Here is an 11,339-nt window from a genome sequence, read left to right on the forward strand (position 1 = left end):
ACAAACACAGAAGGCGGCCCTGGGGCCGCCTTTATCATTTTGGCGGTAGGCGGGTGTCAGGCCGCGGAGCCTGCCGGGTGGCGGTCCGCGTAATATTGTTTGCGGAAGGCCTGCGGGCTGGTTTTGTATTCGCGCTTGAACCATTCGGTCAGATTGCTGCGCGAGCCAAAGCCGGTGGCGGCGACGATTTCGGCAAGCGGCAGAGTGGTGTGCAGCAAGAGCTGGCGTGCTTTTTCGATCCGCAGCTTGCGGTAGGCGGCCAGCGGGCTGGTGCGGGCCTTCTGCTGGAAGCGGCGCTCCAGTTTGCGCGGGGAAACGCCCGCCTGCCGGGCGATGTCGCGGATCAGCAAAGGCTCCTCGAGGTTCTGCTGCATCAGGTCGAGGATCTTGACCACCAGCGCGTCGCCGCCGGCGGTCTGGCGCAGCTGCAGCGAGACCTTGGACTGTTCCGAGGCGGGACCAAAGGCCAGGCCAAGGTAGTCGCAGACCGCATCGGCCATGAAAGGGCCGCGGTCGGCGCGCAGGAAACCCGCGAGCAGGCGCAGGGCGGCAAAGCTGCTGACGGCAGTGCAGATGCGGCCGGAGGTGGTGGTCATTGTGCCTGCCGGGGCGCAGGTCAGCCGCTCTTCCTCCGCGGCGGCGGCAAAATTCGAATGCACGGCGGTCTCAATCGCGGCGTTGAGGCCGCATTCGGGCAGCAGGAATATGGCGCTGCCGGCAAACAGGCAGCGCTGCGCCTGGCGGCAGATCCGCTGCAGGCTGGCCTTCTCGCCGGAATTGAGCGGCCAGCGGCTAGCGATGCCGCCGAGGAAAATGACGGTCTGCGGCTTCCAGCCGGCGGGCGCGGTGCGCATCTGCGGGCCGAGGGTGCGCACGGCGGTGCGGTAGCCGCTGCCGGGAAACAGGTCATTGGCGGCGCGGAAGACTTCGCAGATCATCTGCGCCGCCGCGGGCGGCTCTGCCTGCGGCAGAATGATCTCGATATCGTGGAAGCGGGTCTGTGCGGCGCTGTCAGCAGTTGGCCGGGAGGCTGGCACGGTCAGCGGTTCGAGACGGGACATCATTCTCTCCTCTGAGCGGGTCATGCAAAGGAAGGCAGCCATGCAGGAGGGCTGCCGGGATGCCCCGCCGGACAGGCCGGCGGGGCAAGGAGCCTGGAGGATCAGGCCTCGTTTTCTTCGTAGTCCGACATTGGCGGGCAGGTGCATACCAGGTGACGGTCGCCATAGGCGTTGTCGACCCGGTTCACGGCCGGCCAGTACTTGTCGACACCGAGGTTGCCCGGCGGGAAGCAGGCCTGTTCGCGGCTGTAGGGACGATCCCAGTCGCCGACCAGGTCGCGCACCGTGTGCGGCGCGTGCTTGAGCGGGTTGTTCTCGGCGTCGATCTTGCCGTCGATGATGTCCTGCGCCTCGGAGCGGATCGACAGCATCGCTTCGCAGAACCGGTCCAGTTCATCCTTGGGCTCGGATTCGGTCGGCTCCACCATCAGCGTGCCGGCCACCGGCCAGGACATGGTCGGAGCGTGGAAGCCGGAGTCGACCAGCCGCTTGGCAATGTCATCAACGGTAACGCCGCCCTCGTCCGCCAACGGGCGGGTGTCGAGGATGCACTCATGTGCCACACGGCCCGTCTCCGAAGTGTAGAGGATCTTGTAGGCCTCCTTGAGCCGCGCGGCGATGTAGTTGGCGTTGAGGATCGCCACCCGGGTCGCCTGCGTCAGGCCCGCGCCGCCCATCAGCAGGCAGTAGGCCCAGCTGACCGGCAGGATCGAGGGCGAGCCGAATGGCGCAGCCGAGACCGGGCCCACGGCAGTGCCGTATTCCGGATGGCCCGGCAGGTGCTCTTCCAGATGCGCCTTGACGCCGATCGGACCCATGCCGGGGCCGCCGCCGCCATGCGGGATGCAGAAGGTCTTGTGCAGGTTGAGGTGGCTGACGTCGCCGCCGATGTCACCCGGACGCGACAAGCCCACCATGGCGTTCATGTTGGCGCCATCGATGTAGACCTGGCCGCCGTGCTCATGGGTGATATCGCACACCTCCTGCACGGTGGTCTCGAACACTCCATGGGTCGACGGGTAGGTGATCATGCAGGCGGCGAGGTTGCCGCTGTGCTGCTCGGCCTTGGCGCGGAAGTCGGCGGTGTCGATGTTGCCCTTGTCGTCTGCCTTCACCGGGATCACCTTGTAGCCCACCATCTGTGCCGACGCCGGGTTGGTGCCATGCGCGGAGGTCGGGATCAGGCAGATGTTGCGGTGCGCTTCGCCCCGGGCCGCATGGTAGTTGCGGATGGTCAGCAGGCCCGCGTATTCGCCCTGCGCGCCGGAGTTCGGCTGCTGGGAGATCGCGTCATAGCCGGTGATCTGGCACAGCTTGTCGTTCAGATCGGCGATCATCTGGTGGTAGCCCTGCGCCTGGTCTTCCGGGCAGAAGGGGTGCAGGTTGCCGAATTCCGGCCAGGTGACCGGGATCATCTCGATGGTCGCGTTGAGCTTCATGGTGCAGGAGCCGAGCGGGATCATCGCACGGTCCAGTGCCAGGTCGCGGTCGGCGAGGCGGCGCATGTAGCGGGTGATCTCTGCCTCGGCCCGGTTCTTGTGGAAGATCGGGTGGGTCAGATACTCGCTTTCGCGCAGCGCGTAGTCGGGCAGACGGTAAGCGCGGTTCTTGACGCTGTCGTCCTTCTTGGCGATGCCGAAGGCACCCCAGACGGCTTCGATGGTTTCAGCCCGGGTCTGCTCGTCGAGCGAGATGCCGATGCGGTCTTCACCCACCTTGCGCAGGTTGACGCCGCGGGCAACCGCCGCTTCCATGACGGTTTTCTGCAGCGGGCCGACTTCGACGGTGATGGTGTCGAAGAAGACTTCCGGTTCCACCTTGAAGCCGTGCTCTTCCAGACCCGCAGCCAGGCGCGAGGTCTTGCGGTGCACCGACTGGGCGATGGCCTTGATGCCGTCGGGGCCGTGGTAGACCGCATACATCGACGCGATGACCGCCAGCAGCGCCTGTGCGGTGCAGACGTTTGAGTTGGCCTTTTCGCGGCGGATGTGCTGTTCGCGGGTCTGCAGCGCCAGGCGGTAGGCCTTGTTGCCGCGCGCATCGACCGACACACCGATGATGCGGCCGGGCATGGCGCGCTTCAGCTTGTCGGTGGTCGCCATATAAGCCGCGTGCGGGCCGCCATAGCCCATCGGAACGCCAAAGCGCTGGGTGGAGCCGATGGCGATGTCGGCACCCATTTCGCCGGGCGATTTCAGCAGCGCCAGCGACAGGATGTCGGCGGCGACCACGGCGATGCCCTTGTGCTCGTGGATGGCTTCGATTTCCGAGGTGAAATCGCGCACATGGCCGTAGGTGCCGGGATATTGGAAGATGGCGCCGAATACCGCGCCCGGGTCCAGATCATCGGGGTCGGCAACCACCACGTCGATGCCCAGAGGCTCGGCGCGGGTCTGGATCACGGCGATGGTCTGCGGGTGGCAGTTCTTGTCGACGAAGAAGGCAGCGTTGTTCGCCTTGGAACGCGAGCCGCGGTGCGCCATCGCCATGGCTTCGGCGGCAGCGGTGGCTTCGTCCAGCAGCGAAGCGTTCGCCACATCCAGCCCGGTCAGATCGCTGACCATGGTCTGGAAGTTCAAGAGCGCCTCGAGGCGGCCCTGGGAAATCTCGGGCTGGTACGGGGTATAGGCGGTGTACCAGGCCGGGTTTTCCAGGATGTTGCGCAGGATCGGCGCCGGGGTGGTGGTGCCGTAATAGCCCTGGCCGATCAGCGAGGTCAGCACCTTGTTCCTGGAAGCCACCTCTTTCATGTGGAAGAGGGCGTCGCGCTCGGTCATCGCCGGGCCCCAGTCCAGCGCCTCTTTCTGGCGGATGGCGGGCGGCACGGTGGCGTCGATCAGCTCGTCCAGGGTTTTGAAGCCGATCACCTGCAGCATGTCGGCCATCTCGCGCGGCGACGGGCCGATGTGGCGCCGGTTGGCGAAGTCGTAGGCTTCGTAATCGGTAAGTTTGAAGGCCATTTCAGAGGTCCTTGTCTGGGGCAATGGGTCCCGCCGGGCGGTCCCGGCGGGAAGGGGTGCTTAGCCGATCAGGGCCTTGTAGCCGTCCAGATCCATCAGATCGTCCAGCTGGGAGGCATCCGACAGTTTGATCTTGTAAATCCAGGCGTCGCCTTCCGGGCTGTCGTTCAGGGCGCCGGGATTGTCGGCCAGGGCCTCGTTGACCTCGACCACTTCGCCGTCCAGCGGCGCGTAGATTTCGGAGGCGGCCTTGACGGATTCGATCACACCGATCTCACCGCCCTTTTCGAACTCGTCGCCGGCTTCGCGCTGCTCGACGAAGACCACTTCGCCCAGCTGGTCGGCGGCGTGCTGGGTGATGCCCAGGGTGGCCATGTCGCCTTCAACGGTGATCCACTCGTGGTCTTCGGAATAATAGGTGGCCATGTTCGACTCTCCTGATGATGTCTTAGCGTTTGTAGTTCTGGGTGACGAAGGGCAGCGCGGTGATTTCAGCCGGCTGCGCCTTGCCTCGGATGATGAGGTTCACCTTGGTGCCCGGCTCGGCGTGGCCGGCCGAAACATAGCCCATGGCGACCGGGCCGCCGACGGTGGGGCCGAAGCTGCCCGAGGTGATCGCGCCGAGAGTATCGCCGCCTTGGCTTTGAACTTCCACACCCTGGCGGGCGGGGGCGCGGCCTTCGGGCTTGATGCCGACCAGTTTCCTGGACGGGCCTTCGGCCAGTTCCTTCTGGATGCGGGCGGCACCGGGGAAGCCGCCTTCTTCCTTGCGGCGTTTCTGGATCGCCCATGTGAGCGACGCTTCGACCGGCGAGGTTGCCTGGTCGATGTCATTGCCGTAGAGGCAGAGGCCGGCTTCCAGCCGCAGGCTGTCGCGGGCGCCGAGGCCTGCGGGTTCGCAGTCGTCATGGGCCAGGAACAGTTTGGACACGCGGATGGCGTCGGCTTCCGGGATCGAGATTTCGTAGCCGTCCTCGCCAGTGTAGCCCAGACGTGAGATGCGGCACTCGGCGCCGCCGATATCCGCCACGGTGGTTTCCATGAACTTCAGCTCACGGGCGGCGGGGCAGAGCGCGCCGACAACGTCCTCGGCCTTGGGGCCCTGAACGGCGACCAGTGCGCGGTCGAAGATCTCGGTCACGTCGACGCCGTCCAGGTTGGCCTGCATGTGCGGGATGTCCTGGTGGCGCAGCGCGGCGTTCACCACCACGAAATAATGGTCGCCGGCGTTGGAGACGATCAGGTCGTCCATGATGCCGCCATCGTCATTTGTGAAGAAGCCGTAGCGCGCCTTGCCTTCTTTCAGACCGGCAAAGGCCTGCGGGCAGAGCGTTTCCAGTTTTTCGCCCACGTTATCGCCGCGCAGGATCACCTGGCCCATGTGGGAGACGTCGAACAGCGCGGCCTTTTCGCGGCACTGCTTGTGCTCGCCCATGATGCCCATCGGGTACTGCACCGGCATTTCCCAGCCGGCAAAGTCGACCATCTTGCCGCCGAGTTCGACGTGAAGGTCATAAAGCGGGGTGCGTTTGGGGGCGTCGGTCATCCTGTGCAGCCTTTGAATTATTCTGGTTTCGGGGTGGGGGAGGGCGCAATGTGCACCCTCCCGGGGAGCTTATTCCGCGGCGCGGCCGGCTTCTTCCGACTTGCCGCCGGTGGCGAAGAACTGTTTCGTCACCTTGAAGACGATCGGGCTCAGCAGCGCCAAGGCGATCAGGTTCGGGATGGCCATCATCGCGTTCAGCGTGTCTGCCAGCAGCCAGATAAAGCCGAGGTCAGCGGTGGCACCGAAGTAGATCGCGATGATCCACAGGATGCGGTAGGGCAGCATGACCTTGACGCCGAACAGGAATTCCATGCACTTCTCGCCATAATAGGACCAGCCCAGGATGGTGGTGAAGGCAAAGATCGACAGCGCGATGGCGATCAGGTAGCCGCCGATACCCGGCAGCGAAGTCTCAAACGCCAGCGAGGTCAGCGCCGCACCGGATTCACCCGAGGTCCAGGCGCCGGAGGCGATGATCGCCAGGCCGGTGATCGAGCAGACGATGATGGTGTCGATGAAGGTGCCCAGCATCGCGATCAGGCCCTGGTTGACCGGACCTTTGGTATTCGCAGCTGCGTGGGCGATCGGGGCGGAGCCGAGGCCCGCTTCGTTGGAGAACACGCCGCGCGCCACGCCAAAGCGGATCGCCGCCCAGACCGCCGCACCGGCAAAGCCGCCTTCGGCTGCCGACGGCGTGAAGGCATGGGTGAATACCAGGCCGAAGGCCGCGCCGATGGCGTCAGCGTTGATGACCAGCACAATCAGGCCTGCAACGATGTAGCTGACGGCCATGAACGGCACCAGCTTGCCAGCCACCGCGCCGATGCGGGTGATGCCGCCCAGGATCACGGCGCCGGTCAGCACCATCAGCACGATACCGGTGATCGAGGGGTTGAAGCCGAAGTTGGTTTCCAGCACCTGCGCCACACCATTGGCCTGCACGCCGTTGCCGATGCCAAAGGCCGCGATGGAGCCGAACACGGCAAAGGCGACGCCCAGCCAGGCCCATTTCGCGCCGAGGCCGTTCTTGATGTAATACATCGGGCCGCCGACATAATTGCCTTCTTCGTCGCGTTCGCGGAATTTCACGGCGCAGACGGCTTCGGAATATTTGGTGGCCATGCCGACCAGTGCGGTCATCCACATCCAGAACAGCGCACCGGGGCCGCCGAGGAACACGGCCGTGGCGACGCCCGCGATGTTGCCGGTGCCGATGGTGGCCGACAGGGCGGTCATCAGCGCGTTGAACGGGGTGATCTGTCCCTCACCGGTGCCTTCACGGCCCTTGAACATCAGGCCGAAGCCCATGCCCAGTTTCCGGATCGGCATGAACTTCAGGCCGACCTGAAGGAAGAAGCCGACGCCGAGAATGAGGACCAGCATCATCGGCCCCCAAACCACGCCGTTTACGGCTCCTACGATTGAATTTAACGCTTCCATGGGTCTCCTCCCGCTTGCGTTAAGGTTGAATGCCCTTTGCCAAGGCCATCTGACGGGCCTCTTTCAGGGCGGCAAAATCCTCATCCGCGTGGAACGAGGACCGGGTCAGCGGCGTCGCCGACACGTGCAAAAAGCCCTTGGCGCGGGCAATCTGTTCCAGCTGCGCGAAGTCTTCCGGCGACCAGAAACGGTCTACGGGATGGTGCTTGGGGGTGGGCTGCAGGTACTGGCCCACGGTCAGGAAATCGACCTGTGCGGCGCGCAGGTCATCCATCACCTGGCGCACATCGTCCAGGGTCTCGCCCAGGCCGACCATGATGCCGGATTTTGTGAACAGCTGCGGATTGGCGCGCTTGGCATCGTCCAGCAGCCGCAGCGAAGTGTAATAGCGCGCGCCGGGGCGCACGCGCGGATAGAGGCGCGGCACGGTTTCCAGATTGTGGTTGAACACGTCCGGTGCGGCCTCGAACACCGCCTGTGCCGCCGCGCCCTTGCCCAGGAAATCCGGGGTCAGCACCTCGATGGTGGTGCCCGGGTTCTGGTGCCGGGTGGCGCGGATGGTCTGGGCGATATGATCGGCGCCGCCATCTTGCAGATCGTCGCGGTCCACGCTCGTGATCACCACATGGCGCAGGCCCAGTTTCCTGACTGCCGCCGCAACCCGGCCCGGCTCGAACGCGTCCAGCGTGTCCGGCTTGCCGGTGGTTACGTTGCAGAAGGAGCAGCCGCGGGTGCAGACCTCGCCCATGATCATCATGGTGGCGTGGCGCTTGGACCAGCACTCGCCGATGTTGGGGCAGGCGGCTTCTTCGCAGACGGTTGCCAGGTCATGCTCCCGCATCAGCCTGCGGGTTTCGTAATATTCCGCGCTCTCGATCTTCTTCTTGCGGATCCACCGGGGCTTGCGCGGGATGGCGCTGTCGGCCTTGTGGGCCTTTTCCGGGTGGCGGGGTCTTAACTGGATCGTCATCTGGCAGCTCCCTCCGGATCAGGCGTGGATCGCCCGGCCAAGCGCATCCAGGCAGGCTTCTTTCACCGCTTCCCCCATCGCCGGGTGTGCGTGGCAGGTCCGTGCAACTTCCTCGATAGTAGCACCTTCGGTCATGGCAAGCACCAATTCTGCAATTAAATCACCGCCATGCGCGCCGCAGATATGGGCGCCGAGGATCTTGCCCTCCGGGGTGGCCAGCACCTTGACGGCACCGTCGGTCTCGCCGGTGGAGCGGGCGCGGGAATTGGCCATGAAAGCGAATTTGCCGCTGATGTATTCGGTGCCGGCTTCCTTCAGCGCTTCTTCTGTCTGGCCGACAGAGGCGACTTCGGGATCGGTGTAGACCACGCCCGGAACAGTGTTGTAATCGACATGGCCGTGCTCGCCTGCCAGCATTTCCACACAGGCGACGCCGTCTTCCTCGGCCTTGTGCGCCAGCATCGGGCCGGGCACGCAGTCACCGATGGCATAGATGCCGGGGACAGAGGTGGAGAAGCGCTCATCCACTTCGATAAAGCCGTGGGCGTTGAGGGAAACGCCCAGCGTTTCAAGGCCCAGCCCCCGGGTCACCGGGCGGCGGCCGATGGCGACCAGCACTTTGTTGGCTTCGATCTGCTCCTGCTTGTCCTTGCCGACGCGATCGAGGGTCAGGGTCAGGCCGTTTCCACCCTTTTCGACTGACTTCAATGCGCGGCCCAGCTGGAATTTCAACCCGCGCTTGGTCAGCGCCCGCTGGGACAGCTTGGCAATCTCGCCGTCGATGCCGGGCAGGATGCGGTCGAGGTATTCCACGACCGTTACCTTGGACCCAAGGCGTGACCAGACCTGACCGAGTTCAAGCCCGATCACGCCGGCGCCAATCACCACCAGATGTTCCGGCGCGGCGTCCAACGCCAGAGCACCGGTGCTGCTCAGCACGTCCACCTCGTCGATTTCCACACCGGGGAGGGGGCTGGGCTCCGAGCCAGTGGCGATGAGGGTATTCTTTGCGGTATAGGTCTCTTCACCCACCTGCACCTGGCCGGGGGCGGGTATGCTGGCCCAGCCCTCGATCAGGTCGACGCCGTTCTTCTTGAACAGGAAACCGATGCCTTTGGTCAGATCGGTGACGATTTTGTCCTTGCGCGCCATCAGCGCGCCAAAGTCAACGCTGGCCCCCTCGACCGCAATGCCATGGGAGGAGAGATGCGAGAGTTCGGCATATTTGGCCGAGGAGGTCAGCAGGGCCTTGGAGGGGATGCAGCCGACGTTGAGGCAGGTGCCGCCGAGGGAACCGCGGCCTTCGACGCAGGCGACCTTCATACCCAGTTGAGCTGCGCGGATTGCTGCGACATAACCGCCCGGACCGGCTCCGATCACGATCAGATCAAATGCGCTCATGTGATTTCTCCTCCGAAATGCGGTCCAGGACCGGCACGTATTCAGCCGTATACGACGTTGCGTCTCCTATAGGAAACTTTTCCCCTTTTGCAAACAAAAAGTACGATCACGGAAATTTTGACCCGCGGATACATCAAAGCTAAGCTGTTTGCGGATCAGGAGAATTCGCAGAAATGGAACCAATTCCCTCAGAAGAAACGGGGCTCGGCCCCGAGGTCATGGAGGCCCCGGACGGGGAAGTCCTGGGAAAAATGATTCGCGATGCCCGCAAAGATAAGGGGCTGACGCTGGAGGAAGCGGCCAAGGCCGCGGCCATTGGCAGGTCCACTTTATCGAAGATCGAGAACAATCAGACCCGCCCGAGTTTCGAAATTATCCGCCGTCTGATGCAGACGCTGGAGCTGGAAACGCCGCAGCTGTTCCTGCAGTCCGGGCAAAGCGGTGTGACCGGGCGGCGGGACTTCACCCGCACCGGGCAGGGCGAGCATAAGGACACCGCTACCTACGATCACGAATTGCTGTGCAATGAGCTGACCAGCAAGCGGATGGTGCCGTATATCAGCACCATCAAGGCACGTGACGTCACCGAGTTCGACAATTGGGTGCGCCACCAGGGTGAAGAGTTCATGTTTGTGCTGAGCGGCGAGGTGATCCTCTACACGGAACATTACCGGCCGCTGCGCATGGGGCCGGGTGATTCCGTCTATTACGACAGCGGTATGGGCCATGGCTGCGTGTCGATCAGCGAGGAAGACGCCAGGGTTCTTTGGGTGTCTCTGGAGGTGTGACGGCGATGCCGCCCCCAGGGGCTGCAGCGCCGGGCTGCCGGTCAACCCGCTTTTCCGGACGGGCAGGTTCCCATAAACCTGCGTGAAAGGAGTGCTGCTGTCATGAAACTGGATCCTTTTGATATCTCGAAATCCGCCTCGGCCTCGGCTGCGGTGTTCGAGGCGCTGCGCAAGGCCATCATCGAAGGCCGGCTGGAAGAGGGCGAGCCGCTGCGCCAGGACGAAATCGCGCGCAATTTCAAGACCAGCCGGCTGCCCGTGCGGGAGGCGATCAACCGGCTGGAAGAGCACGGGCTGGTCAAGACCCAGCGTTTCAAGGGGGCGGTCGTGGCCGGGCTGTCCGCGGATGAGGCCGCGGAAATCTTCGATTTCCGCGCGCTGCTGGAACCCGAGATCATCCGCGATGCGGTGCCACGGATGCCGCAGGAGCTGCTGGTGCAGGCGCGGGCGGATTTCGCCGCCTTCGGCGCCTCGCGGAACCCGATGGAATGGGGGCTGCTGAACCGGGCGTTCCATGACAGGCTGTACAGTGCCAGCAGGCTGACATTCTTCCGCGAGGCCGCCAGCGGTGCGATGGACCGTATCGACCGTTACATCCGGGCGCAGCTGGTGATGAGCAACGGAATGGAGCGCGCAGACCGCGAGCATCTAGCCATCCTGGAGGCCTGCGAGGCAGGGGATGCGCGCCTGGCATCCGGCTTGACCAGAGCGCATATCCTGGAAGCGAAAGCTTCGCTACTGGCGCATTTTCCGGTTCTGACGAGACCGTGACAGGACGTGCCGGACCCAGGCCGCGGGACGCTTGCCGGCCAAGGGGGCATTGCAGGCAGACTGCACGGCGGCGGTTGGCCGAACTGGCATGGCCAGCCTCGATTGGCCCCCTTGGCTGGACCGCAGCGCCGCGGCCGCACCCCGAGAAATGCCTTGCCTGCACCGTGCACTGCAGATTGCCATTGCCGGGGCCGGGTTGGCTTTATCGGGATCCTGAAGCACCTGACCCGAAAGGAAGCCGCGCAGCAACGCCGGCGGGCGGCTTGTCCTGTGACCGTGGCTGGCGCGGGAGCGGTGCGTGGTCTCAGGCCGGATCGGGCGGCCAAGGGCACGTTTCACGTGGAATTCACCGATGCAATCAACAGCAAGGCAGCCATTGATCTGGCAGGCGCAAAGGCGCGT

The 11,339-nt window shown here is 64.3% G+C and carries 9 protein-coding genes; 2 read left to right on the forward strand and 7 right to left on the reverse strand.

What is annotated here, in order from left to right; all coding sequences use genetic code 11:
* Positions 1-56: 56 nt before the first annotated feature.
* The 7 genes from OKQ63_RS03315 to lpdA form a co-directional block, all read right to left on the reverse strand.
* Positions 57-1,061: a helix-turn-helix domain-containing protein gene (locus OKQ63_RS03315; RefSeq protein WP_264212550.1), complete on the reverse strand. Its 1,005-nt coding sequence runs from the start codon at positions 1,059-1,061 to the stop codon at positions 57-59.
* A gap of 101 nt (positions 1,062-1,162) precedes the next feature.
* Positions 1,163-4,021 (reverse strand): aminomethyl-transferring glycine dehydrogenase, encoded by a 2,859-nt coding sequence (gene gcvP, locus OKQ63_RS03320; RefSeq protein ID WP_264212551.1) that lies wholly within the window; start codon positions 4,019-4,021, stop codon positions 1,163-1,165.
* Positions 4,022-4,081: 60 nt separating this feature from the next.
* Positions 4,082-4,447, reverse strand: coding sequence for a glycine cleavage system protein GcvH (gene gcvH / locus OKQ63_RS03325; RefSeq protein ID WP_264212552.1), 366 nt, complete (start codon positions 4,445-4,447; stop codon positions 4,082-4,084).
* Positions 4,448-4,469: 22 nt separating this feature from the next.
* Positions 4,470-5,567 carry a glycine cleavage system aminomethyltransferase GcvT gene (gcvT, locus tag OKQ63_RS03330; protein ID WP_264212553.1) on the reverse strand — a complete coding sequence of 366 codons (1,098 nt, stop codon included), beginning with the start codon at positions 5,565-5,567 and terminating at the stop codon, positions 4,470-4,472.
* Positions 5,568-5,636: 69 nt separating this feature from the next.
* The gene (locus OKQ63_RS03335; RefSeq protein ID WP_264212554.1) at positions 5,637-7,007 is read right to left on the reverse strand and encodes an alanine/glycine:cation symporter family protein; all 1,371 of its coding nucleotides are present in this window, start codon (positions 7,005-7,007) and stop codon (positions 5,637-5,639) included.
* Between the two features lie 19 nt (positions 7,008-7,026).
* Complete coding sequence (lipA, locus tag OKQ63_RS03340) at positions 7,027-7,977, reverse strand: lipoyl synthase (protein WP_264212555.1); 951 nt, start codon at positions 7,975-7,977, stop codon at positions 7,027-7,029.
* Between the two features lie 18 nt (positions 7,978-7,995).
* Positions 7,996-9,378, reverse strand: a complete 1,383-nt coding sequence (gene lpdA / locus OKQ63_RS03345; RefSeq protein ID WP_264212556.1) for a dihydrolipoyl dehydrogenase — start codon at positions 9,376-9,378, stop codon at positions 7,996-7,998.
* Positions 9,379-9,551: 173 nt separating this feature from the next.
* On the opposite strand from lpdA, the gene OKQ63_RS03350 reads away from it, so the two are divergent.
* Both OKQ63_RS03350 and OKQ63_RS03355 read left to right on the forward strand, forming a co-directional pair.
* Positions 9,552-10,166 (forward strand): helix-turn-helix domain-containing protein, encoded by a 615-nt coding sequence (locus OKQ63_RS03350; protein WP_264212557.1) that lies wholly within the window; start codon positions 9,552-9,554, stop codon positions 10,164-10,166.
* Between the two features lie 102 nt (positions 10,167-10,268).
* Positions 10,269-10,937 (forward strand): GntR family transcriptional regulator, encoded by a 669-nt coding sequence (locus tag OKQ63_RS03355; protein WP_264212558.1) that lies wholly within the window; start codon positions 10,269-10,271, stop codon positions 10,935-10,937.
* Positions 10,938-11,339: the final 402 nt, after the last annotated feature.

The sequence above is a fragment of the Leisingera thetidis genome, assembly GCF_025857195.1.
Lineage (GTDB): Bacteria > Pseudomonadota > Alphaproteobacteria > Rhodobacterales > Rhodobacteraceae > Leisingera > Leisingera thetidis.

Bases quoted from the DNA above. Each gene is read 5' to 3' on its own strand.
- OKQ63_RS03315 (WP_264212550.1), bottom strand. From the start codon at position 1,061: ATGTCCCGTCTCGAACCGCTGACCGTGCCAGCCTCCCGGCCAACTGCT.
- gcvP (WP_264212551.1), bottom strand. From the start codon at position 4,021: ATGGCCTTCAAACTTACCGATTACGAAGCCTACGACTTCGCCAACCGG.
- gcvH (WP_264212552.1), bottom strand. From the start codon at position 4,447: ATGGCCACCTATTATTCCGAAGACCACGAGTGGATCACCGTTGAAGGC.
- gcvT (WP_264212553.1), bottom strand. From the start codon at position 5,567: ATGACCGACGCCCCCAAACGCACCCCGCTTTATGACCTTCACGTCGAA.
- OKQ63_RS03335 (WP_264212554.1), bottom strand. From the start codon at position 7,007: ATGGAAGCGTTAAATTCAATCGTAGGAGCCGTAAACGGCGTGGTTTGG.
- lipA (WP_264212555.1), bottom strand. From the start codon at position 7,977: ATGACGATCCAGTTAAGACCCCGCCACCCGGAAAAGGCCCACAAGGCC.
- lpdA (WP_264212556.1), bottom strand. From the start codon at position 9,378: ATGAGCGCATTTGATCTGATCGTGATCGGAGCCGGTCCGGGCGGTTAT.
- OKQ63_RS03350 (WP_264212557.1), top strand. From the start codon at position 9,552: ATGGAACCAATTCCCTCAGAAGAAACGGGGCTCGGCCCCGAGGTCATG.
- OKQ63_RS03355 (WP_264212558.1), top strand. From the start codon at position 10,269: ATGAAACTGGATCCTTTTGATATCTCGAAATCCGCCTCGGCCTCGGCT.